Annotated in this window: 24 protein-coding genes; 16 read left to right on the top strand and 8 right to left on the bottom strand. The window is 66.3% G+C overall.

Annotated features, from left to right (window positions below; translation table 11 throughout):
* The first annotated feature begins 17 nt into the window (after positions 1-17).
* From LGR44_RS03875 to LGR44_RS21725, 5 genes are all read left to right on the top strand, one after another.
* On the top strand, positions 18-1175 hold the full coding sequence (locus tag LGR44_RS03875) for a DNA topoisomerase IB (RefSeq protein ID WP_226737446.1): 1158 nt from the start codon (positions 18-20) through the stop codon (positions 1173-1175).
* Positions 1176-1245: 70 nt separating this feature from the next.
* Positions 1246-2088, top strand: a complete 843-nt coding sequence (locus LGR44_RS03870; protein WP_226737444.1) for an MBL fold metallo-hydrolase — start codon at positions 1246-1248, stop codon at positions 2086-2088.
* Between the two features lie 101 nt (positions 2089-2189).
* Positions 2190-3626 (top strand): cytochrome ubiquinol oxidase subunit I, encoded by a 1437-nt coding sequence (locus tag LGR44_RS03865; RefSeq protein WP_226737442.1) that lies wholly within the window; start codon positions 2190-2192, stop codon positions 3624-3626.
* Positions 3627-3637: 11 nt separating this feature from the next.
* On the top strand, positions 3638-4687 hold the full coding sequence (gene cydB, locus LGR44_RS03860) for a cytochrome d ubiquinol oxidase subunit II (protein ID WP_226737440.1): 1050 nt from the start codon (positions 3638-3640) through the stop codon (positions 4685-4687).
* Complete coding sequence (locus LGR44_RS21725; protein ID WP_264196318.1) at positions 4687-4818, top strand: hypothetical protein; 132 nt, start codon at positions 4687-4689, stop codon at positions 4816-4818. Before cydB ends, LGR44_RS21725 begins: the two co-directional genes overlap by 1 nt.
* A 17-nt stretch (positions 4819-4835) precedes the next feature.
* Here LGR44_RS21725 and LGR44_RS03855 read toward each other — a convergent pair whose 3' ends face one another.
* A complete protein-coding gene (locus LGR44_RS03855; RefSeq protein ID WP_226737438.1) occupies positions 4836-5735 on the bottom strand; it encodes a hypothetical protein in 900 nt (299 codons plus the stop codon).
* 400 nt (positions 5736-6135) lie between these two features.
* Between LGR44_RS03855 and LGR44_RS03850 the strand changes: the two genes are divergently transcribed.
* The 8 genes from LGR44_RS03850 to LGR44_RS03815 all read left to right on the top strand — a co-directional run bounded on the left by LGR44_RS03850 (position 6136) and on the right by LGR44_RS03815 (position 16526).
* Positions 6136-7914, top strand: coding sequence for a type I secretion system permease/ATPase (locus LGR44_RS03850; RefSeq protein ID WP_226737435.1), 1779 nt, complete (start codon positions 6136-6138; stop codon positions 7912-7914).
* A 6-nt stretch (positions 7915-7920) separates the two neighbouring features.
* The gene (locus LGR44_RS03845; RefSeq protein WP_226737433.1) at positions 7921-9240 is read left to right on the top strand and encodes an HlyD family type I secretion periplasmic adaptor subunit; all 1320 of its coding nucleotides are present in this window, start codon (positions 7921-7923) and stop codon (positions 9238-9240) included.
* Between the two features lie 408 nt (positions 9241-9648).
* A complete protein-coding gene (locus LGR44_RS03840) occupies positions 9649-9852 on the top strand; it encodes a hypothetical protein (RefSeq protein ID WP_226737431.1) in 204 nt (67 codons plus the stop codon).
* A gap of 7 nt (positions 9853-9859) precedes the next feature.
* On the top strand, positions 9860-10624 hold the full coding sequence (gene otsB / locus LGR44_RS03835) for a trehalose-phosphatase (protein WP_226737429.1): 765 nt from the start codon (positions 9860-9862) through the stop codon (positions 10622-10624).
* A gap of 3 nt (positions 10625-10627) precedes the next feature.
* Positions 10628-12436 (top strand): glycoside hydrolase family 15 protein, encoded by a 1809-nt coding sequence (locus tag LGR44_RS03830; protein ID WP_226737427.1) that lies wholly within the window; start codon positions 10628-10630, stop codon positions 12434-12436.
* Positions 12437-12495: 59 nt separating this feature from the next.
* Complete coding sequence (locus tag LGR44_RS03825; RefSeq protein ID WP_404809902.1) at positions 12496-13476, top strand: glucokinase; 981 nt, start codon at positions 12496-12498, stop codon at positions 13474-13476.
* A 79-nt stretch (positions 13477-13555) separates the two neighbouring features.
* Complete coding sequence (locus LGR44_RS03820; protein ID WP_226737423.1) at positions 13556-14671, top strand: succinylglutamate desuccinylase/aspartoacylase family protein; 1116 nt, start codon at positions 13556-13558, stop codon at positions 14669-14671.
* Positions 14672-14942: 271 nt separating this feature from the next.
* A complete protein-coding gene (locus LGR44_RS03815) occupies positions 14943-16526 on the top strand; it encodes a peptide chain release factor 3 (protein ID WP_226737421.1) in 1584 nt (527 codons plus the stop codon).
* A 5-nt stretch (positions 16527-16531) separates the two neighbouring features.
* On the opposite strand, the gene LGR44_RS03810 is transcribed toward LGR44_RS03815, so the two are convergent.
* From LGR44_RS03810 to LGR44_RS03780, 7 genes are all read right to left on the bottom strand, one after another.
* Entirely contained in the window at positions 16532-16894 is a 363-nt protein-coding gene (locus LGR44_RS03810) for a DUF3088 domain-containing protein (RefSeq protein WP_226737419.1), read from the bottom strand.
* Positions 16891-17793, bottom strand: a complete 903-nt coding sequence (locus LGR44_RS03805; RefSeq protein ID WP_226737416.1) for a sugar kinase — start codon at positions 17791-17793, stop codon at positions 16891-16893. The genes LGR44_RS03810 and LGR44_RS03805 overlap by 4 nt, the downstream gene beginning before the upstream one ends.
* An 82-nt stretch (positions 17794-17875) precedes the next feature.
* Positions 17876-18667 (bottom strand): bestrophin-like domain, encoded by a 792-nt coding sequence (locus LGR44_RS03800; RefSeq protein WP_226737414.1) that lies wholly within the window; start codon positions 18665-18667, stop codon positions 17876-17878.
* A gap of 84 nt (positions 18668-18751) precedes the next feature.
* Positions 18752-19660, bottom strand: a complete 909-nt coding sequence (locus tag LGR44_RS03795; RefSeq protein ID WP_226737412.1) for an N-acetylglucosamine kinase — start codon at positions 19658-19660, stop codon at positions 18752-18754.
* A gap of 41 nt (positions 19661-19701) precedes the next feature.
* A complete protein-coding gene (locus tag LGR44_RS03790) occupies positions 19702-20595 on the bottom strand; it encodes an N-acetylmuramic acid 6-phosphate etherase (RefSeq protein WP_226737410.1) in 894 nt (297 codons plus the stop codon).
* Between the two features lie 102 nt (positions 20596-20697).
* A complete protein-coding gene (locus LGR44_RS03785; RefSeq protein WP_226737408.1) occupies positions 20698-21723 on the bottom strand; it encodes a serine hydrolase domain-containing protein in 1026 nt (341 codons plus the stop codon).
* Positions 21724-21733: 10 nt separating this feature from the next.
* Complete coding sequence (locus tag LGR44_RS03780) at positions 21734-22831, bottom strand: anhydro-N-acetylmuramic acid kinase (RefSeq protein ID WP_226737406.1); 1098 nt, start codon at positions 22829-22831, stop codon at positions 21734-21736.
* 140 nt (positions 22832-22971) lie between these two features.
* On the opposite strand from LGR44_RS03780, the gene LGR44_RS03775 reads away from it, so the two are divergent.
* The 3 genes from LGR44_RS03775 to LGR44_RS03765 all read left to right on the top strand — a co-directional run bounded on the left by LGR44_RS03775 (position 22972) and on the right by LGR44_RS03765 (position 26318).
* The gene (locus tag LGR44_RS03775) at positions 22972-24471 is read left to right on the top strand and encodes an ABC transporter substrate-binding protein (protein WP_226737404.1); all 1500 of its coding nucleotides are present in this window, start codon (positions 22972-22974) and stop codon (positions 24469-24471) included.
* Positions 24472-24542: 71 nt separating this feature from the next.
* The gene (locus LGR44_RS03770; protein WP_226737402.1) at positions 24543-25490 is read left to right on the top strand and encodes an ABC transporter permease; all 948 of its coding nucleotides are present in this window, start codon (positions 24543-24545) and stop codon (positions 25488-25490) included.
* A gap of 3 nt (positions 25491-25493) precedes the next feature.
* Complete coding sequence (locus LGR44_RS03765) at positions 25494-26318, top strand: ABC transporter permease (RefSeq protein WP_226737400.1); 825 nt, start codon at positions 25494-25496, stop codon at positions 26316-26318.
* The last annotated feature ends 84 nt before the right edge of the window (positions 26319-26402 follow it).

Raw genomic sequence — 26402 nt, 5'->3', positions numbered from 1 at the left:
CGAACCCAAGGCGCGTCATGTTGCTGGATCCGAACACCTCGTCCGAAAACGTCGTCGACCCGCGCGATGCGGCGGAGACGGCAGGGCTTCTCTACGTGTCCGACGAGGAGCCCGGCATCCGGCGCAGGAAGTCCGGCAAGGGCTTCACCTACCAGGGGCCGGATGGAAGGAAGATCGACGACAAGGACACGCTGGCGCGCATCCGCTCCCTCGCGATCCCGCCTGCCTACACGGATGTCTGGATCTGCCCCAAGCCCAACGGGCACATCCAGGCGACCGGCCGCGACGCCAAGGGCCGCAAGCAGTACCGCTACCATCCGGCCTTCCGCGAGATCCGGGAGAGCACGAAGTTCGAGCACATGATCGAGTTCGCGCATGCCCTGCCTGCGATCCGCAAGACCATCGACGAGCACATGAGCCAGCGCGGTCTGCCGCGCGAGAAGGTGCTGGCCACCGTGGTCCACCTTCTCGAGAACACGCTCATCCGCGTGGGCAATTCCGACTATGCCAAGCAGAACAAGAGCTACGGGCTCACCACCCTGCGCGACCCGCACGTGAAGGTGGACGGCACGGAACTGCGCTTTCAGTTCAAGGGCAAGAGCGGCAAGAGCTGGCGGCTCTCCGTGAAGGACCGGCGCATCGCCAAGATCGTGAAGGCCTGCCAGGACCTGCCGGGTCAGGATCTCTTCCAATACCTGGACGAGGAGGGCGAGCAGCAATCCGTGACCTCCGCCGACGTGAACGCCTATCTCAAGGAGGTGACGGGGCGGGACATCACCGCCAAGGATTTCCGCACCTGGGCCGGCACGGTTCTCGCCGCGCTGGCGCTCGCCGAATTCGAGGAATTCGACAGCGAGGCCAAGGCCAAGAAGAACATCCGGCAGGCGATCGAGCAGGTCTCGACGCGCCTCGGCAACACGCCCACCATCTGCCGCAAGTGCTACGTGCATCCGGAAGTGTTCAGCTGCTATCTCGAAGGATCGCTGCTGCTGGAGCTGAAGGAGGAGGTCGAGGCCGAGCTGCGGGACAATCTCGACGGCCTCAGGCCCGAGGAGGCGGCCGTCCTGTCCCTGCTGCAGGCCCGCCTGTCGCAGGAGATCGAAACCACCAAGCGCAAGGCGTCCCGGAAGCGCAAGGCGCATTCGGCCCAGGGCCAGCAGGAGATGCGGGCCTGACGGCCTCGAACATTTTCCTCGCTCCTCGCGTTACGGCTTGGTCATATCCCCATCCGGCGAGGCTCGAAAAATGCGCGTCCACCACCTCAATTGCGGCTGCATGTGTCCGGTCGGCGGACGGCTCATGGACGGCGTCAGCCGTGGGTTCGCGGGACAGCTCGTCTGCCACTGCCTCCTGGTCGAGACGGATGGCGGCCTCGTGCTGGTGGATACGGGCTTCGGCACGCGGGACGTGGAGCGGCCCTACGAGCGGCTGAGCCCGTTCTTCATTCACTTCAACCGCATCCAGTTCGAGCACCGCTACACGGCGCTGGAACAGGTGCGCAGCCGCGGGTTCTCGCCCCGCGACGTGCGCCACATCGTCCTGACCCATCTCGACTTCGACCATGCCGGCGGGCTGGAGGACTTTCCGGAGGCCCGCGTCCATGTGCTGCAGGCCGAGATGGAGGCGGCCGAAATGCGACGCGGCTTCATCAACCGCCGCCGCTATCGTCCCGAGCAATGGGACGAGGTGCGCAACTGGCGCTTCTATGAGCGCGGCGGCGAGCGCTGGTTCGGGTTCGAGGCGGTGCGCGACCTCGACGGCCTGCCGCCCGAGATCCTGATGATTCCCCTCCCGGGTCACACGACAGGCCATGCGGGCGTCGCCATCCGCACGCCCGAGGGCTGGCTGCTCAATGCGGGCGATGCCTATTTCTATCGCCACGAGATGGATCCGGAGCCCCGCTGCACGCCGGGCCTCGCCGCGTATCAGCGGATGATGGAGGTGGACCGGCCGGCGCGTCTTCGCAACCAGGAGCGCCTGCGTGCTCTCGCCAACGACCGGCGCAGCGGCGTGAGAACGTTCTGCAGCCACGACGCGGTCGAACTGGAGGCGCTGTCCCGCCTGAGCACCGGATGGCGTCCGATTTAGGTTGAATCTATTCCTGTGCCGCAGCCCTGCCAAGCGCGTGCGCCTCTGGTCACGGCCTGCGCGCGCCCTAAAAGCAGGAGGGACACCAAGGGGAAGCGGAAATGGAATTCGACGCTCTGATGCTTTCGCGCATCCAGTTCGCGTTCACGGTTGCCTTCCACATCATCTTTCCGGCCTTTACCATCGGCCTCGCCAGCTGGCTAGCGGCGCTGGAATTCAACTGGCTGCGCACGGGCAACCCGCTCTACCGCAACCTCTTCCGCTTCTGGGTGAAGGTCTTCGCGGTCTCGTTCGGTCTCGGTGTGGTGTCGGGAATCGTGATGAGCTACCAGTTCGGGACGAACTGGTCGCGCTATTCCGAATTCACCGGCAACGTGCTCGGTCCCTTGATCGCCTACGAGGTGTTCACCGCCTTCTTCCTCGAAGCGGCCTTCCTCGGCATCATGCTCTTCGGCTGGGAGCGCGTGGGCGACAGGCTCCACTTCTTCGCCACCTGCATGGTGGCGCTCGGCACCCTGTTGTCCGCCTTCTGGATTCTCTCGGCCAATTCCTGGATGCAGACGCCTGCCGGCTATGCGATCGAGAACGGCAAGGCCGTGCCGGTGGACTGGTTCAGCATCATCTTCAATCCGTCCTTCCCCTATCGCTACGCGCATATGGTGATGGGCTGCTATCTCACCACCGCCTTCGCGGTGGCGGGCATGTCCGCCTGGATGCTGCTGCGCCATCCGCACGATGCGCCCGAGGCGAAGCTCGCAGGCTCGCGGCGCTCCATGTCCATGGCGCTCTGGTTCGCCACCATCTTCGTGCCGATCCAGATCGTGATCGGCGACCTTCACGGCCTCGGAGTGCTGGAGTACCAGCCCACCAAGCTCGCCGCCATCGAGGGCAACTGGGAGACGCAGGCCAACATGCCGCTTCGCCTCTTCGCCATCCCCGACGAGGAGGCCGAGACCAACCATTACGAGATTGCGATCCCGAAGATCGGAAGCTGGATCCTCACGCACGCTTATGACGGCGTCGTGCCGGGCCTGAAGGACGTGCCGCGCGACGAGCGCCCGCCGGTCTGGCCCGTCTTCTTCTCCTTCCGCATCATGGTCGCCATCGGTTTCGCGATGCTCGGGATCGGGCTGTGGAGCGTCTATCTGCGCTGGAAGGGCACGCTGTTCACCAACAGAACTTTCCTTACCGCGACGATGATCATGACGCCGTCGGGCTTCGGCGCCGTGCTCTTCGGCTGGTTCACCGCCGAGATCGGCCGCCAGCCCTACGTGGTCTACGGCCTTCTGCGGACGGCCGATGCGGTCTCGCCCGTGTCGGCGGGGGCCGTCACAGCCTCCCTCGCCACCTTCGTGGTCGTCTATGCCTTCGTGTTCGGCTTCGGATCCTACTATCTCGCCAAGCTCCTTCGCCGCGGCCCCGACCCGGTCGAGGACATCCGGGGCGACGATCTGGGCAAGAAGCCCAAGCGGCCCTTCTCCGTTCCCGACGAGGGACTGGAGGGGCGTCCCGGCCACAAACCCCAGCCGGCCGAATAGGAGGCAGCGTCATGTTCGGTTTCGGAACGGAATACGAGGGGCTCGCCTTCTGGCTGCCGCTGGTCTGGGCGGGTCTCATCGCGGTGGCGGTCGCCATGTACGTGATCGTCGACGGGTTCGATCTCGGCGTCGGGATCCTGTTCAAGAGCGCGCACAACGAGAACTGGCGCGACCGCATGATGTTCTCCGTCGCGCCGATCTGGGACGGGAACGAGACCTGGCTCATCCTCGGCGGCGGCGGCCTCTTCGCGGTGTTCCACATCGCCTATGCGGTTCTGATGCCGGCGCTCTACGTGCCCATCATCATGATGCTGATCGCCCTCATCTTCCGCGGCGTGGCGTTCGAGTTCCGCTTCAAGGCCGAGAGGTCGAAGTTCCTGTGGGACAATGCCTTCTTCTTCGGTTCTCTCGTCGCCACCTTCTCCCAGGGCGTGGTGCTCGGCGCCTTCGTGCAGGGCTTCGCCAATGACGGGCGCCAGTTCACCGGCGGCACGTGGGATTTCCTGACGCCCTTCAGCATGCTCACGGGCATCAGCCTGATCTTCGGCTACGGCCTCCTCGGGGCGACCTGGTGCGTGATGAAGACCACCGGGGAGCTCGAGATCTGGGCCCGGCGCATGGCCATCCGGTTCCTCGTCGGGACGATCCTCGCCATGGCGCTGGTCTCGGCCTGGGTGCCGTTCCTCGAAAGGCAGATCGAGGCGCGCTGGTTCTCCTGGCCCAACATCGCCTTCCTGGCGCCGATCCCGCTGATCACCGCCTACACGGCCTATCGGCTCTTCCGCGATCTGGAGGAGGGCCGCCATTACCGGCCGTTCTTCCTGGCAATCGGCCTGTTCCTGCTCGGCTATCTCGGCCTCGGGGTCAGCCTGTTCCCCTACAACGTGCCGCCGAACCTGACCGTCTGGCACACGGCCAACACGGTCAACTCCCAGCTCTTCGCCCTCATCGGCTTCGGCATCGCCATGCCGATGACCTTCGCCTATACGGCCTATGCCTATTACGTGTTCCGCGGCAAGGTGGCGGAGGAGATCCAGGGCGGCGGCTACGGGTATCATTGATGAAGGCCGGACCGACACGCCCGCCGGAGGGGCGCGGCAGGCGCCTCCTCTGGTTCGCGCTCATCTATCTCGTGAGCCTCGCCGCCTTCACGGTGCTCGTCTACGGCCTGCGGGGGATCATTCCCAGATAGGCCCTGGGCTCCCGGTCCTATCGATAGCTGCTGCCGATGATGCCCCGGTCGGTCAGGACCACCCAGTCCCGGCCGCGCCGTTCGATGGCCTCGACCCGGCCGACGCCGGGAACGATGCCGCCGGGGACGACCTCGTAGAGGCGGCGGTTCCGGCCCTCGACGAGGGCCGCGCCGTTGTAGACCTCCCGCAGGACCCATCCGCTGACCGGCTCATTCCGGACCGACTTCACCACGGGGGCGGGAGCCGCTTCCGGCGCGTGGACGGCCGCATCGGTCACGGCCGGCGCCGCTGCGGCAGGCGCGGCAGGCTTGGCGGCCATAGCCGTGAGGGCAGCCATGATCTGGCCTTCCATCCGCTCGAGCCTGGCCTCCAGGGCCGAGGACCGCACGTCGGGATTGCGCAGCGCCGCGGCGAGGGCATCGAGCCTTTCCGCCAGATCTGTCTGGCCGGCCGGTTCCGGCTGCGCAGCGCCGGCCGAATTGTCCTTGAGGGCTGCGAGTTCCGTTCGCACCGCTTCGAGATCGGTGCTCAGCTTGGCGAGGGCTTCCCCGAGAGCGTCCTGGCTGCGGGATGCCTCGAGCCCGGCCCGGTGGAGCGAATCACCATGAGCCTGAGTGCCGGCATAGGAGGCGAACCAGCACGCGCCGATCAGCGCGAGGGCGGCAGCGGCCTGGGGCAGGCGCGCCGAAACGAAACCGCGCCGCCGGGCAGGAGAAGGAACGGAGGCAAGCTTGGCAGATTCGCCATTTTGCGCCGGTTTCGCCGGCTGCTTGGCGCTGGCGATGGCGGCTGCCAGGGCCGCGCTGGCCTTCGGATCGATCCGGACGGGGCCGGCTACCTCTTTTGGGGGAGACGCTTCTCCGGAAGCCTGCTTGCGAGCAACGGACAAATCCTGAGAATGATTTCGCAAGTCCATGGTGTCACCTCATCGGTAGATCACCCTTGTTTAACTATGAAAATTTACCAAAGAGTTACGTTGATACCTTGTGTTCTCTCTATGTTCCCCCTCTAAATGAAGAGTAAAAAAAGAAAGTTAACCGCTTGCAGTGCCTTTTGGTTGACATAATTACATTGAATAGGGTTACAAAAGGCGTGGCGTTACGGAATGCGCCTGCTTGGGGGCACCTGATCTCTATGAGAGTGCGTGAAGAAACCGGAAACTGCTCCGCAGTGAAGGTTGTCTGCTGTCATAGTAAAACACCCCGAAATCGCAGCCGCCTCCGGGCGGAAAGTCTTGTGCAGCACTTTGAGTTCTGCGCGGGATATCGGTAATAATAACATGCGGGCTGTTGTCCGGCCCGACAATGGAAGAAGACATGAAGCAGGCATCGAGAAAATCCAGGGACGACAGCTCGGAAGTCTTCGACGCTCTGAAGGCCAGCAGTCCAGCTTTCATCGGCGTCGCCGTTTTCTCGGCGGTGGTCAACATTCTGGCCCTGACCGGCTCCATCTACATGCTGCAGCTCTACGACCGCGTGCTGTCGAGCCGAAGCATCTCGACCCTCGTCGGCCTCTCGCTGATCGTTCTCGCGGCCTACTTCCTCCAGGGCGGCCTCGACGCCATCCGCGGCAAGATGCTGGCGCGCATCGGCGCCCGTTTCGACGAGCTGCTCTCCCGCCGGATCTTCGACCTCGTGGCGGCGATGCCCCTCAAGGGCGCCCGCCAGGCCGAGAGCCTACAGCCGATCCGCGACCTCGACCAGATCCGCGGATTCCTGTCGAGCCTCGGCCCCACGGCTCTGTTCGACATGCCCTTCATGCCGATCTTCTTCATCGGCTGCTTCATCATTCATCCCTGGCTCGGCTGGATGTCGGTCATCGGCGGCATCGTCATCATCGCCCTGACCCTCTACACGGACTCGAAGAGCAAGGGTCCGTCCTACGAGCTCACCAAGAGCGCCGCCGAACGGCACGCCATGGCGGAGACCAGCCGGCGCAACGCCGAGGTCGTCCGCGCGCTCGGTATGGTCGAGTTCCTGGGCCGCCGCTACGAGGAGGTTCACACCAAGCACGTGGATGACGGCCTGCGCGCCAGCGAATCGACCTCGGGCATCAGCGCCTTCGCCAAGGTCTTCCGCATGATCCTGCAGTCCGGCATCCTGGGCCTCGCCGCCTATCTGGTGATCCAGGGCGAGGTCTCGGGCGGCTCGATGATCGCGGCCTCGATCATGATGTCCCGCGCCCTGGCGCCCATCGAAATCGCCGTCGCGCACTGGAAGGGCTTCACCGCCGCACGCCAGGGCTACCGTCGCCTCGAGCACATCCTGTCGATCATTCCCGCCCAGGAAGACCGCATGCCGCTGCCGGCCCCGAAGGGCGAGCTCGTGGCAGAGGACATCTATGTGGGCGCCCCGGGCAGCAACACGCCCATCGTGGCCGGAGCCTCGTTCCAGCTTCGCGCCGGCCAGGGCCTCGGCCTGATCGGGCCCAGCGCCTCGGGCAAGTCCACCCTGGCCCGCGCCCTCGTGGGCGTGTGGTCGGCCCTGCGCGGCGACATCCGCCTCGACGGCGCGGCCATCGAGCAGTGGGAATCGGACCAGCTCGGCCGCCACATCGGCTATCTCCCGCAGGACGTGGAGCTGTTCGACGGCACGGTGGCCGAGAACATCGCCCGCTTCCAGCCCGACGCGAAGCCGGAGGCCATCATCGCGGCGGCCAAGACGGCCGGCGCGCACGATCTGATCCTCGGCCTGCCGGAGGGCTACAACACCCGGATCGGCGAGAGCGGCACCTCCCTGTCGGGCGGCCAGCGGCAGCGCGTGGCCCTCGCCCGCGCCCTCTACGGCGATCCCTTCCTCGTGGTGCTCGACGAGCCGAATGCCAGCCTCGACGGGGCCGGCGACGAGGCCCTCAACGAAGCCATCCTGTCGGTCCGCAAGCGCGGCGGCATCGTGGTCGTGATCACCCACCGTCCGGCCGCCCTCGGCAACGTGGACGTGGTCGCCATCATGGAAGAGGGACGGATCAAGGCCATCGGTCCGCGGGACGAGGTCCTGCAGGCCGTCATGAAACGTAACACGACGCCGGCTCCGGCTCCCGCACGGGCCGCGCCAGGCGCAGCACCCCAGGCAGCCTCGCTGCGGGAGGTCGGATAAATGTTGATGCAAATCCAGAAGCCGCAGAAACCGTCGCGGCACCAGAAGGCCCTGCGCCGCTCGGCCATCATCGGCACGTCGCTGATCGCCCTGTTCGGCGGCACGATCGGCCTGTGGGCCGCAACCGCCACCCTGTCCGGGGCGGTGGTCGCCGGAGGCCAGTTCGTGGTCGATTCCAGCATCAAGAAGGTGCAGCACCCCGAGGGCGGCATCGTCGGCGAGCTGAAGGTCCGTGACGGCGACCGCGTCTCCGAGGGCGATCTCCTGATCCGCCTGGACGAGACCCTGACCCGCGCCAATCTTCAGGTCGTGGCGAAGCAGCTCGACGAGTTCCTGGCCCGCCAGGCTCGCCTCGAAGCCGAGCGCGACGGCGCGGCACAGGTCGAAACGCCCGCCGAATTCGCCAGCCGTCTCGATGACCCGGCGATCAAGAAGATCATGGGCTCCGAGCGCACCCTCTTCGACGCCCGCAAGGCTGCCCGGGAGGCGCAGAAGGACCAGCTCAAGAAGCGGATCTCCCAGTCGCAGGACGAGATCACCGGCCTCAAGGCGCAGCAGGCCGCGAAGGCCCGCGAGGCCGAGCTCATCAAGGACGAGCTCAAGGGCGTCCGCGAGCTCTACGAGAAGAACCTCGTGCAGCTTCCGCGCCTGAACGCCCTGGAGCGCGACGCCGCCAGCATCGAAGGGCAGCGCGGCCAGCTCATCGCCGCCATCGCCCAGGCCGAGGGCCGCATCGCCGAAACCTCGTTCCAGATCATCCAGATCGACGAGCAGATGCGGGCCGAGGCCATGCAGGAGCTGCGTGAGATCCAGGGCAAGATCGCGGAGTACACCGAGCGCCGCGTGGCGGCCGAGGATCAGCTGAAGCGCATCGAGATCCGTTCGCCCAGTTCCGGCTTCGTCCACCAGCTCAACGTGCACACCGTCGGCGGCGTCATCTCTCCCGCCGAGCCGGTGATGTTCATCGTGCCGGCCAACGAATCCCTCGACCTGGAGGCCCGCGTTCTCCCCAACGAGATCGATCAGGTGGCCATCGGCCAGAAGGCGACCGTGCGCGTCCATGCCACGAACCAGCGCTCGACACCTGAACTGCAGGGAACGGTCACCCGGATCTCGGCGGATGTGTCCCGCGACCAGCAGACCGGCGCGACCTTCTACACGATCCGCATCGGCCTTCCTCCCGAGGAGATCGAGCGGCTCGGCAACCTGAAGCTGATCGCCGGCATGCAGGCCGAGGTCTTCGTGCAGGTCAACGAGCGGACGCCGTTCGAGTACCTCATCAAGCCGCTGGAGGAGCAGGTCGCCCGCGCCTTCCGCGAGCATTAAGCGCCTCCTTCGGGACTGAAAATATCAGAAGCCCGCGGCCGACCTCTCCAGGTTGCCGCGGGCTTTTTTGGGTTGCAGAGGGCTCGGCGGCTCCTTATGCCTTGGCGCGGCGGGCTGGACCTGCTCTGCCTTTCGCCGCCGCACGGCACCAGCGGGCGAAACCAAACAGCCCTCTGAGAGTTTTAAGCTTGGCCGTACGGCTTGTCTTGAACTCCTGCAGGGAAGGGGACCCTTGCGAATCATCGTCCGCTCCGACGGCCCCGCGCTGCCGCGGCACGAAACGCGCCGCGAAGGAATTCGCCCCCGTCCGCGACGGCGAGGAGGGCGGGCCGATTCCTCTCTGCCTGCGCCGGAGCGTCCCGTGAACTTTCGGAGGCGCTGATCGTCAATCCTTACAATGCGCATGCCATGGACGAGGCGGCTCGCGGCGTCCCGACCATGCCCCGCGACGAGCAGCGCGGGCGCATGGGGCTCATGCGCGACCAGGTCCGGGAGCGCAATGGCCGTCGCCGGGCCCGGCAGAGGCTGCTCGCCGCATCCCGGTTGCGCGAGCGGCAGCGCATCCGGCGTCTGGTCGCCGCGGGCCGGGGGCGTGCTCCGGCCAATGTATGAGGTAGCTTTGACACGATCCAATCCTTCCCCACGAACCGACGAATTCGCCCTGTTCCTCGATTTCGACGGCACCCTCGTCGACATCGTGGATCGCCCCGATGCCGTCGCGGTCGATCCGGCCCTGCCGGGCATCCTGACCCGGCTGCAGGAGCGGCTGAACGGTGCGGTCGCCATCATCAGCGGTCGCCCGATCGAGTTCCTCGACAGCCGGCTCAGGCCGCATGTCTTCGACATGGCCGGGCTTCACGGCCTCGAGCATCGCATCGGGGGCAGGTTGTTCCAGTGCGATCCCGACGAGCATCCTCGGCTTCGGGAGACGGCGGCGCGCCTGGAGGAGATCGTGGCCCCGAAGGCCGGTGTCCTCATCGAGGACAAGGGCTGCTCCGTGGCGATCCACTGGCGGCTCGCGCCCCAGGAGAAGGACTTCGCCCTCGCCACCGCCCATGCGGCGGTCGAGGCGCTCGGAAGCGACTATCGGGTCCAGCACGGCAAGGCCGTGGCGGAAATTCTCCCGGCGGCGGCCGGCAAGGGCAAGATCATCGAGAGCTTCCTGCAGCAGGAGCCGTATCGGGGGCGCCGCCCCATCTTCGCCGGGGACGACCTTACCGACGAGAACGGCTTCAGGACGGTGAACGCCCATGGCGGCTTGGCCATCCGCATCGGCGCGGGCGAAACGGTCGCCGGGCTGCGCCTGGGAACGCCTGCGGACCTCAGACATTGCCTGTCGGTATGGGCTTCCGAAGGCACGCCTCCTTTCGACGTGGGTGCTTGAGTCATGCGTTCTCTCGATCTTGCCGTCATCGGCAATTGCACGATCGCAGCCCTGGTGGACCGCCGGGCGCAGATCGTCTGGAACTGCTTTCCGCGATTCGACGGCGATCCCGTCTTCTCCACCCTCCTGGACTGCCCCGAGGAGCATACCGACGCCACCCAGCGCGGTGTCTTCGCCATCGACCAGGTCGGGATGAAGACCTGCGAGCAGACCTATCTCGAAAACACGGCGGTGCTCTGCTCGACCATGACCGACGGCCACGGCAACGTGGTCGAGATCACGGATTTCGTCCCGCGCTTCAAGCATTACGACCGCACCTTCCGGCCGCCGATGCTCATCCGGCGGGTTCGGCCGATCAAGGGTCGGCCGCGCATCCGGGTCAGGCTGCGCCCCCACTTCGACTGGGGCGCGCTGCAGCCGGCGACGACCCGGGGCAGCAACCACATGCGCTTCGTGGGGCCCAACACGTCCCTGCGTCTGACGACGGATGCGCCGATTTCCTACGTGGCGGAGGAGCGGCCCTTCGTGGTGGACCGGCCGATTTCCTTCTTCTTCGGCGAGGACGAGCCCCTGCGCTCCGAGACCGACAGCACGGCCCGGGAATTCCTCGACAAGACCGTGGATTACTGGCGCGACTGGGTCCGCTCCCTGTCGGTCCCCTTCGACTGGCAGGAGGCGGTCATCCGCGCCGCCATCACGCTCAAGCTTTGCAACTACGAAGAGACGGGGGCCATCGTGGCGGCTCTCACCACCTCCATTCCCGAGGCGCCGCACACCAAGCGGAATTGGGACTACCGCTATTGCTGGCTGCGCGACGCCTATTTCGTCATCCAGGCCCTCAACCGGCTCGGCACCACGAAGACGATGGAGGAATACCTCACCTACATCACCAACATCGTCGACGATGCGGACGCGAACCCCGCCCAGAGGGACATGCCGCCGCTCTTCAGCATCACCCGGTCGCCGGAGCTCGACGAGAAGGAGGCTACCGCCCTTGCAGGCTACCGGGGCATGGGCCCCGTGCGCATCGGCAATGCGGCCTATACGCAGATCCAGAACGATGCCTATGGCAGCATCGTTCTCGCCTCCACCCACGCCTTCCTGGACCGCCGGCTGATCCGCACGGGCAACCAGGCGTTCTTCGAGCATCTGGAGGCGCTCGGGCAACGGGCCATCGAAGTGTTCGACCAGCCCGATGCCGGGCCGTGGGAGCTGCGCACGAAGGCGGCGGTCCACACCTTTCCCAGCGTGATGTGCTGGGCGGCCTGCGATCGCCTCGTCAAGATCGCCCGGGCCATGGGACGCGAGGATCGGGCCGCGTACTGGTACGAGCAGGCCGAGCGCATGCACGGCATCATCGATGCCCGCGCCTTCAACAAGGAGAAGGGAACCTTCGTCTCCTCCTTCGACGGCGAGCACCTGGACGCGACCCTGCTGCTGCTGGCGGAACTGGACTTCGTGAAGGCGAGCGATCCGCGCTTCGTCGCGACGGTGGATGCGGTGGGTCGGGCGCTCCGGCGCGGCGACCTCCTCCTGCGTTACGACGTGGAGGACGATTTCGGCCTCATGCACACCGCTTTCATGATCTGCGGTTTCTGGTACGTGGATGCGCTCAATGCCATCGGGCGCAAGCAGGAGGCGGTCGATCTGTTCGAGCGCATTCTGAGCCTCCGTAATTCATTCGGCCTCTTTTCCGAGGATGCCGACTTCACGACCGGCGAGTTATGGGGCAATTTCCCCCAGACCTACTCCATGGTGGGTCTCATCAATTCTGCCGTGCGCCTGAGTCGGAGCTGGGAGGAAGCCTTCTGATGCCGGGGACGCGTGAGAAGCAGAAAGGTCGATAAGGTTTGATGTTCGCGTTTCCCGTTCTGCTCGGCGACATTGGCGGCACCAATGCCCGTTTCGCCATTCTGCCCGCTCCCGGAGAGCCCGTTCACCTTCTGCCGCGGACATTGACCGCGCAGACGCCCGACCCCGTGCAGGCGATCCGAATCGCGCTCCAGGGCTACGAGGGAGCCCCGCCGCGTTCGGCCATGATCGCGGTGGCGACCCGGGTGGATCGGCCCTCCATCCGCCTCACCAACGCGGCCTGGACCATCGATGCGGAGGCCATCGGCAAGGCCCTCGGGCTCGAGCGCGTGACCCTGGTCAACGATTACACCCCGGTGGCGGCATCGGCGGCGGTGCTCGACATGGGGCGCGGCGACCTCGTCCCGCTGGGAGAGCCCATGCCGCCTGGATCGGGCACCCGGGTCGTCCTCGGTCCGGGCACGGGGCTCGGGGCAGGGGCCCTCGTGCCGATCGAGGATCGCCTGGCAATCCTCGCGACGGAGGCCGGACACATGGATTTCGGCCCCATCGACGAGGACGAGATGGGGCTCTGGCCCCATATCCAGCGCGTCGGGGGGCGGGTCTCGGCGGAGGTCGTGCTGTCCGGCCCCGGCCTGTTCCGGCTCGCCAAGGCCTGCGCCGCCGAACATGGGACCGAGTGCCCGTTCACGGTCCCGAACGACATTCTCATGGCGGCCCGCGAGGGCAACGAGCTGGCGCGCCGCACCCTCGACCTGTTCGCCCGCTGCCTCGGGCGCTACGCGGGCGATCTCGCCCTCACTTTCGAGGCCTCCGGCGGCGTCTTCATCGCAGGTGGCATCGCGCCGCGCATCGTCGACGTACTGCAGGCGGGCGGGTTCAGGCGGAACTTCGACCGCAAGGCGCCGCACGATGCCTGGGCGCGCCAGGTGCCGGTCTACGTGATCGTCAATCCGGAGCCGGCCCTGCAGGGGCTGGCAGCCATCGTGACCCATCCGGAGCGCTTCATCTTCCAGTCGCAGGGCTGGGCCGCCGTCTGAGGCCGTTCATGCTGTTCAAGGGCTTCCGGCACTGGTACTGCGGGGGATCCGCCACAGGCCGACCTCCAGCCCGGTTATCATGAGAACAGAACAGATCGCCCTCTCTCCGCTTGCGCCCGGCGCGAGCCTCTCGCTCACGGTTCACCGCTTCGGCGAGGCCGGCGCCCGTCCGCGCGTCTATGTGCAGGCTGCGCTGCATGCGGACGAGATTCCCGGCATGATCACGGCCCATCATCTACGCGAACGCCTCGTCGCGCTCGAGGCCGAGGGCCGGATCGAGGGCGAGATCGTCCTGGTGCCGTCGGCCAATCCCATCGGCCTCGCCCAGAGGGTGCTGGGCGAGCCGATCGGCCGCTTCAACCTGGCGGACGGGGTCAACTTCAACCGGGGCTATCCCTATCTGGTGCCGAAGGTGGCGGAGAGGATCGAGGGCAGGCTGACGGAGGACGGGGAGGCGAATCTTCGCCTGATCCGCGAGGCCCTTCGCGCCGAGCTGAGCGATTGGGAGACGGGGAACGCCGCCGAGGTTCTGAAAAAGACCCTCCTCGGCTTGGCGATCGAGGCCGATCTGGTGCTGGACATGCACTGCGACTCGGAGGCCGTCGTACATCTCTATACCCATACCCGGTCCGCCGAGGCCTTCGCGCCGCTCAACGCGCTGCTCGGCTCCCACGCCTTCCTCCTGGCCGACGAATCGGGGGACGACCCCTTCGACGAGGCCTGCAGCCGCCCCTGGGCCGAACTGGCGGACCGGTTCCCCGACCGGCCGATCCCGTTCGGCTGCCACTCGACCACTCTCGAATTCCGCGGGGAGCGCGATGTGAGTCACGAGTTCGCCCAGGCGGATGCCGCGGCCCTGGTCGATTACATGATCCTGCGCGGAGCCATCGCCGGGGAGGCTCCGAAGCTGCCCGAGCCCCTGTGCCGGCCGACGCCTCTGGCCGCCTCCGAGCCTGTTCAGGCTCCGGCCTCGGGCATCGTCGTGTTCAAGGCGAAGCCCGGAGACAAGCTGAAGGAAGGGGATGCGATCGCCGACATCGTCGATCCGCTGACGGGTGCGGTGACGCCCGCCCGTTCACCCGTCGACGGGGTGATGTTCGCCCGCATCCTGCTGCGCTTCGCCAGCGAGGGGCAGCGTCTCGCCAAGATCGCGGGCACCAATGCCCGGCGTACGGGCAAGCTCCTGAGCGCATGAGCGCAAAAAGAAAGGCCGCCCGAGGGCGGCCTTTCCATTGTCGGTCCGCGGTCCTGATCGACCGCGCCTTTGTGCGTTACGCACGAACCTCGGCAGAGGCCAAGATCCAGGTCACGGCAATCTGGGACCGCTGGGTATGACAATGAGACACTGGATCACCTCCTTTCGTTGTTGACGGGAAAGCCCAATATAGGGTGAGAAGTCCAAGACGTAAGAGGCGGGCCCTGCGGCGTTCTGCCCCCCGTTTCCGAACCCAGAGAATTTGAGAACCATGACCGATCTTCCGGCTCCCGTGAGCCGCCGCCGAACCTTTGCGATCATCTCCCACCCGGACGCGGGCAAGACCACGCTGACCGAGAAGCTCCTGCTTTTCGGAGGCGCGATCCAGCTCGCCGGTGAGGTGAAGGCCAAGAAGAACCGCGTCTCGACCCGCTCCGACTGGATGGGCATCGAGAAGGAGCGCGGGATCTCGGTCGTGACCTCGGTCATGACCTTCGAATACGGCGACTGCGTCTTCAACCTGCTCGACACGCCGGGCCACGAGGACTTCTCGGAGGACACCTACCGGACGCTGACGGCGGTCGACTCGGCCATCATGGTCATCGACGCCGCGAAGGGCATCGAGGCGCGCACCCGCAAGCTGTTCGAGGTTTGCCGGATGCGCGACATCCCCATCGTCACCTTCGTCAACAAGATGGACCGGGAGGCCCGCAATCCCTTCGATCTCCTCGACGAGATCGAGAAGACGCTGGCCCTCGACACGGCGCCGGTCACCTGGCCGATCAGCCAGGGCCGCAACTTCGCCGGTACTTTCGACCTGCGCCGCAACCTCGTGCGCCGCATCGATACGGACGAGGAGCCGACGCAGGTTTCCGGGCCCGACGATCCGGCCCTGCTGGGCCTGCTGCCGCCCGAAGAGGTCGATGCCTGGCAGGAGGAGGTGATGCTGGCGCAGGAGGCCTGCAAGCCCTTCGATCTCGCAGCCTTCCGCGAGGGGCATCTGACGCCGGTCTTCTTCGGCAGCGCCCTTCGGAACTTCGGCGTGCGCGACCTCATCGACTCGCTGGCCGCCTACGCGCCGCCGCCGCGCGGGCAGGAGGCGGACAAGCGGCTCGTCCAGGCGGGCGAGAACCGCATGACCGGCTTCGTGTTCAAGATCCAGGCCAACATGGACCCGAACCACCGGGACCGCATCGCCTTCATGCGGATCTGCTCGGGCAAGCTCCAGCGCGGCATGAAGGCCAAGCTCGTGCGCACGGGCAAGCCCATGAGCCTGAACACGCCGCAATTCTTCTTCGCCCAGGATCGCGCCATCGCGGACGAGGCCTGGGCGGGCGACGTGGTGGGCATTCCGAACCACGGGACGCTGCGCATCGGCGATACGCTCACCGAGGGCGAGGACATCGTGTTCCGGGGCGTGCCGAGCTTCGCGCCGGAAATCCTGCGCCGCATCAAGCTGCAGGATGCCATGAAGGCGAAGAAGCTGCGCGAGGCGCTGCAGCAGATGGCCGAGGAGGGCGTCGTGCAGCTCTTCGTGCCGCAAGACGGCTCGGGCGCCATCGTGGGCGTCGTCGGCGCGCTGCAGCTCGACGTGCTGAAGGAGCGCCTCCAGGGCGAATACGGCCTGCCGATCGACTACGAGCCCACGCGGTTCACCATCTGCCGCTGGATCACGGCGGCGGACCGCACGGAGCTCGACCGCTTCATCGACAGCCATCTCTCGTCCATGGCGCGCGACCTCGACGATGCGCCCGTCTTCATGGCGGCCAACACCTTCAACCTTCAATACGAGATGGACCGCTACAAGGGGATCCAGTTCTCGGACGTGAAGGACTACCAGAAGAAGGCGGCGTAAACCGGTCAGGGGTGAGGTTCGGGAAAGCCGTGGCGGAGACTCAAGGCTTTCAGGATCTCATCCTTGTCCGCGATGAAGCGAAGGCCCCCGCGGGTTCTGCTCGCTAGATCCGCCGGCGCATCCTCGGCCAGGACCAGAAGCGGCAGCGACTGGTTTTCCTCGCCCACGAGGTCGATCACGGCCTTGCGCGGACGCGGCCAGTCCACGCGCTCCACGTCGATGCGCGCGGCCAGGGCCGGAAAAGACGCGAGAATGCCTTCCAGCAAGGCGCAGTCCCAGCAGTAGAAGCGCTTTCCCGGATAGGCCGGGTCCTCGAAGTCGGGCTTGAGCAGAAACAGCCTGTCGCGTGTCGCCGGCGCGGTCTTCATGCCGCCAGACGCCGCTCGGCGAACTGTTCCTGCGTGCGGGCGATATCGGCGAGGGAGGGCAGGCTCGCCTCATTGCCCAGCCGCTGAATGGCGTGTGCGGAAGCCGCGCGCGCGAACACGAAGTGCTCGCGCCAGGGCAGTTCGGGCCGGGCCATGGCTGAATAGACATAGGCGCCATGGAAGATGTCGCCGGCGCCGTTGGTGTCCACGACGGATTCCGGCGGTACCGCAAGGGCAGGCATCACGCTCTCCGCTCCGGTCTCGTCGTACCAGACGAGACCGCGCTCACCGAGCGTCACGCCGCCGATCCGGCAGCCGCGGCCCTTGAGATAGGTCAGCATTTCGCCCGGCGTCATGTCCATCTGCTCACACAGGCGCTCGGCCACGATGGCGACGTCGATGAATTCGAGCAGTTCATGCGTGTTGGAGCGCAGGCCGCCGCCGTCGAGGGAGGTCAGAATGCCGGCCTCGCGGCAGGTGCGGGCATAATGCATCGCCGCGTCGGCCTGGTGGCCGTCGAGATGCAGAGCCATGCAGCCGGTCAGGTTCAGCGGCGGGACCGGGTGCAGGTAGTGATCGTCGCGGCAGCGCACGATGGCGCGCTTGCCGCCCCGCGGCATGATGAAGGACAGGGAGGATTCCGCGACCTTCCGGTGGTGGACGGAGATGCCGTATTTCGCGGCCATGTCCACGAACATGCGCCCCAGCCAGTCGTCCGCGATGGAGGTGAGCAGGTCCGGCGCGATCCCGAGCTTGGCGCAGGCGAAGGCGGCGGTGACGGCATTGCCGCCGAAGGAGATCGCGTAGTCCCGTGCCACGGTCTTTTCGTCGCCGGTCGGAAGCTCGTCCGCCAGGAAGGTCACGTCGATATAGGTCTGGCCAACAAAAAGAGCGTGCATCGCTGAAAATCGTCCCAAGCTCGGTTTCGGACGGGAGAGTCTTGGCCGAGGATGCAGGATTGTGCAAGCGCCCCACCTTGTCTCAGGGGGGCGTCCCGCCCGCCATGATGTGCAGCGCCTCGCGCACGGGTTCCGGTGAGAACCGCAAGGGACCGTCGAACGGGCGCTCCCGGATCCCGATCAGGCCCAGGGAAATCACGACCGCGACGGAGAAGATCGACAGGGCAGCCGCCTGGGCCCTCGGCTTCTCCAGGTGGACGATGCCGATGGCTACCTGGGTCACGAGGGCCAGCAGGATGACGGCGGCCCATTTCGTGCGGTCGGTGCGGTCCCCGCTCAGGGCCAGCCGGTCGTAGCGCGTGCTGCGGAGCTTCAGAACCGTGTCGAGGAGGGCGGTCTGGGCGGCCTGCCCGGCCTCGGCGCCGACCTGGGGGTTGGAGACCCGCGTGAGCAGGTCCAGGAGCGCGGCCCCGGCCTTGGAGGAGCTCTCCTGGGACGCCATGCGGGGCCATTCGTCGTTGACGAGGGCATCCGCATAGAGCTGCGCCGCCGCGCGGATGTCGTTCATGTCCGAAACGGTGGCGATGCTGATGGCGTGAAGCGCCAGAAGCCCGTCCCGTTCGGCCAGGATGGCGCGGCTGGCCTGCCGGTTCCGATCCCAGACATCGTTCGCCAGAAAGCCGGTCAGGAGAGCGAACAGGACCGCGACCGAGCCGAAGAAGGGTGCGACCACGCCGCCGAATGTCGAGGCGCGGGGCCGGGTGAGCTGACCGAAGGAGAGCCAATGGACGAGAAAGGCCGAAGCGGCGAACAAGAGGGCGAGGGCGCCGAAGATGCCCCAGACGGGCATGTCGAGCCATGTGTCGAAGATCACCGCATTCCCCGCATGATGTTGGAACGGTCGAACCTATACGGTTTCGCTTCGGCCGGCCACAAGGCCGGCAGGAGGGGAGATCGTTCAGCTCCTGTGGAGCGTTGCCGCCAGACGGGCGGCGGTCAGCGCGGCGTCGAGGTCGCTTGCGATGAACTCCACCGGCGCCGCGAGATCCTTGCGGAAGGCATCGGCGACGATCCCGTGCAGGCGCGAAGAACCGCCCACGAGCGCGACGGGGCGGGGGCCGAGGCGCTTGATGAGGCAGTTGGCGAGACGTGCCAGCTCCTGACCGGCGTCGCGGAGAATGCCGAGCGCCGTCGGATCGCCTTTCGCCGCCGCCTCCCCGACGGCACGCGCCAGGGAGCCGATCTTGCCCCGGTCGCCGCCATAGACATAGGAACGGACGATGTTCCAGTCCGTGCCGCCGAGCGCATCGGCAAGGCAGGTGCCGAGAAGGGTGGTCCAGCCCTCTCCCGGGGTTTCCTCCTCGGCGCGCAGAACGGCCTTCAGGGCCTCGCGGGCGATCCAGAATCCCGAGCCGCCGTCGTCGATCAGGTTGCCGCGCCCGCCGACCCGGATGACCTCCTTGTCCTCCGACAGGTAGTAGCCGATCGAACCCGTGCCGCTATAGACGAGGATGCCCTCGCCGAGCGCGAAATAGGACAGGTAGGCGATCCACATGTCCTCTGCGACGAAGATCTTTTCCTGCGGCAGGCCGAAGGCCTCCGCGAGGATGGCGCGCATGGTCGCCTCGGCGGGCGTCTCACGGGTCAGGCCGGTGATTCCCGCGATGATCCCGAGGGGATTTCCCGTCTGCGAGACAGCCTGGGCCATGCCCGTGACGATGTGCCTGGCCCGCTCCACGGCGGCGGGGGAGAAGAGGTGGCCCGTCAGCGGCTCGACGGTGCCCTGAGCAATGCACGCGCCGCTTTGGTCCACCAACCGCCAACGCGTGGCGGTTCCGCCCGCGTCGATGCCAAGCCCCAGCGCCATGACATTCCGCCTTCTTCGTTCGGCTGTTCTGTGCGCCGGCCTCAGTCCTTCGATCGGGAGAACTGTGACAGGGCCTGGCGCAAATTTCCACCGCTGCGGGCCAGCGTCGCACGGGCGTCGTCGGGGCTCGCGCCGAGCGCGACGAGGGCTGCCGACTTCAGGTCGCCGTCGGCCTTGCCGAGGGCCTCGATCGCGGTCGCATCGTCGCAACCGGTGATCTGGGACACCATGACCTCGCTCCGCCGCCGCAGCTTGGCATTGGTGGCGCGCATGTCGACCATGAGGCCCCCATAGACACGGCCGAGGCGGACCATGACGAGGGTCGAGAGAAGGTTGAGGATGATCTTCTGCGCCGTGCCGGCCTTCATGCGGGTCGAGCCGGCGATGACCTCCTCGCCGGTCTCGGCCAGGATCGGGTGGGAGCAGGCTTCGAGGATGGGGGCTCCGGCATTGTTGGAGATGCCGATAGTCTGGGCTCCGCGCGCCTTCGCTTCGGTGAGGGCGGCGATGGTGTAGGGCGTACGGCCGCTGGCGGCGACGCCGATGACCACGTCGTCCGCGCCTACATCGGCCTTCTTGACCCCTGCGATGCCCTCCTCGACGGAATCCTCCGCGTTCTCGACCGCCCGCATGATCGCGCCTTCGCCGCCTGCGATCAGGTAGACGATCCTGTCGTCGGGCCAGTTGAAGGTGGGGGGCAGCTCTGTGCCGTCCTGCACGCCGATCCGACCGGATGTGCCCGCGCCCACATAGACGAGCCGGCCGCCGCGGCGCAGCCGCTCGGCTGCGTCCTCTGCGGCGGCGGCAATCGCCGGCAGGGACGGCCTCACCGCCGCAACGGCGGAGAGCTGCCCTTCGTAGAATGCGGAGAGAATGTCGAGGCTGGGCCAGGAATCGAGGTCCTGGAAACGGGTGCTGAAGTTTTCGGTGGCCATCACGATGATCTTTCTAGAGACCAGTATAAGTCCAGTCCGGGGCCCCAGCAATCGCGCCGGCTGCATCCCGGTCCTGCATTCGAGAGATTTTTGACGACGTGCTTAAGACCGCACGCGTGCATCGAACAGGGTTACGACCTGTTCGCCGGTGGCGCGGCGCAAGGCGACGATGCCGCTGTCCTTGTGACGGCTCGGATGCACTCGGTTGGTCAGGAGCGACCATGCCATCTTGCGGTCGAAGTCGATCCACAGGCCGGTGCCCGTGAAGCCCGTATGGCCGATGGTGGCGGGGGAGCACGCATCGCCTCCATGCCAGCCGGCATAGAACCCCTCCCAGCCGACAGTGCGTTTCTCGGACTCCCGGGTGCGAATGGCCTTGAGGGATTGCGCCGAAAGGTCCGAGCCATCCAGGACGGAAAGTGCGAAGTCGAGCACCGCATCGATGGTGCCGAAGAGACCTGCGTGACCCGATGCGCCGCCGAGGGCAAAGGCGTTCTCGTCATGCACCTCGCCGCGAATGACGCGTCCGCGCCACGTGCAGCGCTCGGTCGCTGCGCATTGGCTCGGGTCCGGACGGAAGGTGAAGCCGGCGGGCAGCGGCTGCTCGATCAGGGGCTCGCCCGTGATGCGCTCGATGGCGATGCCGAGCAACATGAAGTTGATGTCGGAATAGACCGGAGGCCCGCTCCGCCACACCCGCTGCAGGATGAAGGCGCGCAGGGTGTTCGGGTCCTGGCCGTAGGTGTAGAGCGGCTCGACCGCCGGCAAGTGGGTCTGGTGCGCAAGACATTGCCGGAAGGTGAGGCACCGCTCGGCGGCGTTCATGTCGTACTGGCGCAGGTCCGGAATAGCCGTCGTCAGCGGATCGTCCAGGCCGATCCTTCCCTGCTCCACGAGATGCAGGATCCGCGTGGTGGTAAAGATCACCTTGGTGAGGGAGGCGAGGTCGAAAACGGTCTCGCGGGCCATCGGCTGCCGCTCGGGCTCGATCTGTGCCGCGCCTTGCCAATGGACGGCGCGGGCGCCGTCCGCTGTCACCAGCCCGAGAGCTGCGCCGGGAATGTTGCCGTCGCCAATGGCGGCGGCTGCGGGCGCGAAGGCCTGCTCGATCAGGTGCGTCAGGGACATGGGTTGCCGATCAGGCCGCGCGGTGCAGCTCGCCGCCCGGCATCGGACGGGGCACGCCCGTGGTCGTCGGAAGGCTCAGGGGCAAACCTTTCGTCGAGCGCACGGCAAGATAGCCGAAGGCCTGGGCCTCGAGAAAGTCGCCGTCCCACCCGACAGTTTCCACCGGTTCGACGCTCACGCCCAGACGCTCGCGCAGGCGGCGCATGAAATGGGCATTCCGCCGCCCGCCGCCGGTGACCAGCCAGCGCAGGGGCGTGCGGGGCACGTGGCGCAACGCGGCCACGACGGATTCGACGGTGAACTCCGCAAGCGTCGCGGCCCCATCCGCGTCGGAGAGCGCTTCCACGCCCTTGGCGCGGGCATGGAAGTCCTGACGATCGAGGGATTTCGGGGCAGGGCGGTCGAAGAAGGGGTTCGTCATGAATTCGGCGACGAGCCTGGGATCGGCCGTGCCGGAGGCGGCAAGCTGCCCGTTCTCGTCGAAGCTCAGGCCTCGCCGACGCAGGACGAAGTCGTCGAGGAGCGCACTGGCCGGGCCGGTATCGAAGGCGATCACCACGTCGCCATCGATATAGGTGACATTGCCGACGCCTCCGAGGTTGAGGATCATCACGGGCTGTTCGAGGCGGCTGGCCAGCGCCCGGTGATAGAGCGGCACGAAAGGAGCGCCTTCTCCGCCGGAGGCCACATCCGCGTGGCGGAAGCGGTCGACCGTGTCGATGCCGAGCTCCTGCGCCACGCGGGCGCCGGTGCCGAGCTGGCGGGTGAAACGGATCTCGGGGCGGTGGTAGACCGTCTGTCCGTGAAAGCCGATGAGGCTCACCTCCGCCGCAGGCACTCCCGCCTCATCCATGAAGCGGCGGATGGCGTGGATGTGCGCCTCGGTCACCGCCCGGTCGAGATCCTCCAGCGGTTCGCTCTGGGCCCGCGCCGGCTCGGCGATCAGATCCTGCAGGCGGCGCCGCAGGTCCTCCGGATAGGAGAAGGTCCGTCCGGGACCGGGGTTGACGATGGTGTCTCCGTCCGTCTCGACGATGGAGACGTCGATGCCATCCATCGACGTGCCGCTGATTACGCCGATTGCCTTGACGGTCGAACGTTGCGCCATCGATGCACTCCAGAAAGCAGGTTGTGCTGCGGACCATACCACATGCCCATCGGCGGTCCAGAGTGGTATGAGATTGGACCATGACAGGTCCACAGCGATGGCCTATAAAACCCTTGCGGCTTGCAAGGGAGAAAAGACGCATGTTCAGGTCAGCACTGCGCAGCGCCATGGGCGCAGGATTCATGGTGGCGGCAATGGCTTCCGCCTCGGCTCAGGTTCTGGAAATCGGCGCGGACAACAGCCCGACCGGTCTCGATCCTCACCTCATCACCGCCTTTCCGAGCTTCATGGTGGTCAACGGCAACATCTATGAGGGCCTCACCGCCGTCGACAAGGATCTGAAGGTCGTTCCGAGCCTCGCCGAATCCTGGACGGTGTCTTCCGACGGCAAGACCTACACGTTCAAGCTGCGCGACAACGTGAAATTCCACGACGGTTCCGCCATGGAAGCCGAGGATGTGGTCTCCACGATCAAACGCGTGCAAAGCAAGGAAATCGCTTCCCCGCTCGCGAGCCGTCTCTCCGCCATCGAGAGCGCCAATGCGGTCGATCCGCGAACCGTGGAGCTGAAGCTGAAGGAGCCCTCTGCGCCGCTGCTCGCCTCGCTCGCCACCATCGCCATCGTTCCGAGCTCGGTCGAAACCAACAAGGACGTGCTGCAGAAGCAGCCGGTCGGCACGGGGCCGTTCAAGTTCCAGGAGTGGCAGCCGAACGGCTTCATTCTCCTCGCCAAGAACGACAACTATTGGCAGCAGGGCCTGCCGAAGCTTTCGGGCCTCAAGTTCAACATCGTGCCTGAATCCGCCACCCGTCAGGTCGGCCTCACCAACGGCCAGTATGCCCTGCTTCCGAACATCGATGCGGCGACGGCGCTGCAGCTCAAGGGCAAGCCGGGCGTCAAGCTCTCGGAGACGCTCGAACTCGCCTATACCCTCATCGGCATGAACGTGTCGAAGCCGCCCTTCGACAACCCGAAGGTGCGCGAAGCGGTGAACTACGCGATCAACCGCCAGGAGATCGTCGATGCGGCGTTGTTCGGCGCCGGCGTTCCCGGCGGCCCGCTTTCGCCGGCTCTGAAATCCTGGGCGCTCGATGTGAACGAGTTCCCCTGCTATTCGCACGATCCGGCCAAGGCCGAAGCCCTGTTGAAGGAATCCGGTGTTTCCCTGCCGATCAACGTCACCATGAACGTCCTGCCGCGCCAGGACATCAAGGACGTTGCCCAGGTCGTTCAGGAGCAACTGAACAAGGTCGGCTTCAATGTCGAATTGAAGAACCAGGAGCAGGGCCAGTTCATTCAGGATTGGCGCAACAGCAACTTCGACATGTTCGCCTCCCTCAATGCGGGCAATCCGGACCCGGACGAGTATTTCTACCGCACGTTCCGCACGGGCGGCTCGACCAACGTGTTCAAGTACTCGGATGCGGAGATCGACCGGCTGCTCGACAGCGCCCGCACCATGCAGGACCAGGCGGAGCGCAAGAAGGCCTACGATCAGGTTCAGAAGAAGCTCGCCTGCTCGGGCCCGGTCGCGCACCTGACCTACGGCACGCTGTTCTCGGCCATGCGCGACAAGCTGCAGGGCTATGAGGTCATGCCGAACCGTTCGCTCTCGACCCTGCGCGACGCAACCTACTAAGCCTTACCCGCCCCGGCGCCGCCTCCGAAAGCGACGCCGGGGTCTTCTTCGAACGAAGTCTTAATTTAGAGATGAATCGAGTTCTGTTCTCGCGGCTCATCGATCTGGTCGTCGTTCTGTTCGGCGTCTCGATCATCGTGTTTCTGATGATCCGCCTCATCCCCGGCGACGCGGTCGCGATCATGCTCGGCGCCAATACGGAAATCACGCCCGAGCGCATGGCGGAGCTCAAGAGTCGTGTCGGCCTCGACCGCCCGATCGTCGAGCAGTACCTGCTCTGGGCCGGCGCGGCTCTTCGCGGCGATTTCGGAACGTCCCTCTGGACCGGCCGCCCCGTCTCGACGGAGATCATGATCCATCTCTGGCCGACGCTCGAACTGACTTTCCTGTCCCTCTTCATCGGCGCCGTCCTGGCCGTTCCCGTGGGATGCCTGATGGCGCAGACCCGCGGCGGCGCCGCGGATGTGGCGATGCGTGTCGCAGCCATCGCAGGTCTCACCATCCCGTCCTTCTGGCTGGGCATCGTGCTGATCCTGCTGCTGGCGACCCTCGCACCCAGCTTCGCCTCACTCGGCTATGTGCCGTTCACCGAGGATCCCATCGGCAATCTCCAGCGGATGCTGCTACCCTCCATCGCCCTGGCGCTGCCGATCCTCGCCAACCTCTCGCGTCTCGTGCGCTCGGCCATGCTCGATGCGCTGGGGCAGGACTACATCCGGACCGCCCGCGCCAAGGGCCTGAGCGAGCGCAAGGTCGTCTACAAGCACGCCCTGCGCAACGCCCTGATCCCGTTTCTGACCAGCGTCGGAATCATGACCGGCTATCTGCTCGGCGGCGCCATCGTGGTCGAGCAGGTCTTCGCCATCCCCGGCCTTGGCCGCCTCATCCTCGGGGCGATCGCGGAGCGCAACTATCCTGTCATCCAGGCCACCATTCTCGTGGTCACGGCCGGGTTCGTGCTGGTGAACTTCCTGGTCGATCTCCTCTACATCGTCGTCGATCCCCGCGTGAGAGCCTGAGCCGTGTCGCGTCTCGCCAAGAACAAGCTCCTGAGCTTCGCGCTCTTCCTCGTGGTGCTGCAGCTCGTCCTCGCCATCGGCGCTCCCCTGATCGCGCCCTACGATCCCATGGCGCAGAGCATCGCCCGGCGCTTGCGCGGGCCGACCGAGCTCAACTGGCTCGGCACGGACCAGCTTGGACGCGACGTGCTGACCCGCATCCTCTACGGCTACCGCACCTCGCTCATCGCCTGCGTGCTCGCCGTGGGAGTCGCGCTACTCGCAGGCGGCTCGCTCGGTCTCGTCGCCGCCTATTACCGCGGCTGGATCGACCGGATCATCATGCGCGTCATGGACGTGCTTTTCGCCTTTCCGGTCATGCTGCTCGCCATCGGCATCATCGCGGTGCTCGGTCCCCATACCTACAGTGCCGCCGCCGCCATCGCCGTGGTCTATACGCCGATCTTCGCGCGGCTCCTGCGGGGACCGGCGCTGGTCCTGTGCGAAAGCGAATACGTGGCGGGCGCAAGAGCCATCGGCGCATCGGATGCGCGCATCATCTTCCTGCACATCCTGCCGAACCTCGCCTCCGTCATCCTGGTGCAGACGAGCCTGCTGCTCTCCGCGGCCATTCTCGTCGAGGCCTCCCTGTCCTTCCTGGGGCTCGGCACGCAGCCGCCGACGCCCTCGCTCGGCCTAATGCTGTCGGAAGGCCGCAATTTTCTGCAGCTCTCGCCCTGGAGTGCGATCTTTGCGGGCTTTGCGATCCTGTTCCTCTCCTTCGGCTTCAATCTTCTAGGCGATGCTCTGCGCGACACTCTCGACCCGCGCCTGCGAGGCCAATCGTGATCGTCAGATGCGCCGACGCCGAGGACATTCCGGCGCTGGCCAGGGTCGCCGAGCGTTCCTACCGAGCTGCCTTTCGGGATATTC

It is taken from the genome of Microvirga lenta (genome assembly GCF_020532555.1).
In the GTDB taxonomy this organism is placed as follows: Bacteria; Pseudomonadota; Alphaproteobacteria; order Rhizobiales; family Beijerinckiaceae; genus Microvirga; species Microvirga lenta.
The sequence above is the reverse complement of the archived record's forward strand: the minus strand, read 5'-3'. Positions and strand labels throughout refer to the sequence as shown.

Excerpts from the sequence above, each read along its gene's own strand:
- LGR44_RS03870 (WP_226737444.1), top strand. The coding sequence starts at position 1,246 with ATGCGCGTCCACCACCTCAATTGCGGCTGCATGTGTCCGGTCGGCGGA.
- LGR44_RS03855 (WP_226737438.1), bottom strand. The coding sequence starts at position 5,735 with ATGGACTTGCGAAATCATTCTCAGGATTTGTCCGTTGCTCGCAAGCAG.
- LGR44_RS21725 (WP_264196318.1), top strand. The coding sequence starts at position 4,687 with ATGAAGGCCGGACCGACACGCCCGCCGGAGGGGCGCGGCAGGCGCCTC.
- LGR44_RS03775 (WP_226737404.1), top strand. The coding sequence starts at position 22,972 with ATGTTCAGGTCAGCACTGCGCAGCGCCATGGGCGCAGGATTCATGGTG.
- LGR44_RS03850 (WP_226737435.1), top strand. The coding sequence starts at position 6,136 with ATGAAGCAGGCATCGAGAAAATCCAGGGACGACAGCTCGGAAGTCTTC.
- LGR44_RS03840 (WP_226737431.1), top strand. The coding sequence starts at position 9,649 with ATGGACGAGGCGGCTCGCGGCGTCCCGACCATGCCCCGCGACGAGCAG.
- LGR44_RS03780 (WP_226737406.1), bottom strand. The coding sequence starts at position 22,831 with ATGGCGCAACGTTCGACCGTCAAGGCAATCGGCGTAATCAGCGGCACG.
- LGR44_RS03805 (WP_226737416.1), bottom strand. The coding sequence starts at position 17,793 with ATGCACGCTCTTTTTGTTGGCCAGACCTATATCGACGTGACCTTCCTG.
- LGR44_RS03815 (WP_226737421.1), top strand. The coding sequence starts at position 14,943 with ATGACCGATCTTCCGGCTCCCGTGAGCCGCCGCCGAACCTTTGCGATC.
- LGR44_RS03820 (WP_226737423.1), top strand. The coding sequence starts at position 13,556 with ATGAGAACAGAACAGATCGCCCTCTCTCCGCTTGCGCCCGGCGCGAGC.
- LGR44_RS03810 (WP_226737419.1), bottom strand. The coding sequence starts at position 16,894 with ATGAAGACCGCGCCGGCGACACGCGACAGGCTGTTTCTGCTCAAGCCC.
- LGR44_RS03790 (WP_226737410.1), bottom strand. The coding sequence starts at position 20,595 with ATGGCCACCGAAAACTTCAGCACCCGTTTCCAGGACCTCGATTCCTGG.
- LGR44_RS03865 (WP_226737442.1), top strand. The coding sequence starts at position 2,190 with ATGGAATTCGACGCTCTGATGCTTTCGCGCATCCAGTTCGCGTTCACG.
- LGR44_RS03785 (WP_226737408.1), bottom strand. The coding sequence starts at position 21,723 with ATGTCCCTGACGCACCTGATCGAGCAGGCCTTCGCGCCCGCAGCCGCC.
- LGR44_RS03830 (WP_226737427.1), top strand. The coding sequence starts at position 10,628 with ATGCGTTCTCTCGATCTTGCCGTCATCGGCAATTGCACGATCGCAGCC.
- cydB (WP_226737440.1), top strand. The coding sequence starts at position 3,638 with ATGTTCGGTTTCGGAACGGAATACGAGGGGCTCGCCTTCTGGCTGCCG.
- LGR44_RS03770 (WP_226737402.1), top strand. The coding sequence starts at position 24,543 with ATGAATCGAGTTCTGTTCTCGCGGCTCATCGATCTGGTCGTCGTTCTG.
- LGR44_RS03795 (WP_226737412.1), bottom strand. The coding sequence starts at position 19,660 with ATGGCGCTGGGGCTTGGCATCGACGCGGGCGGAACCGCCACGCGTTGG.
- LGR44_RS03875 (WP_226737446.1), top strand. The coding sequence starts at position 18 with ATGTTGCTGGATCCGAACACCTCGTCCGAAAACGTCGTCGACCCGCGC.
- LGR44_RS03845 (WP_226737433.1), top strand. The coding sequence starts at position 7,921 with ATGCAAATCCAGAAGCCGCAGAAACCGTCGCGGCACCAGAAGGCCCTG.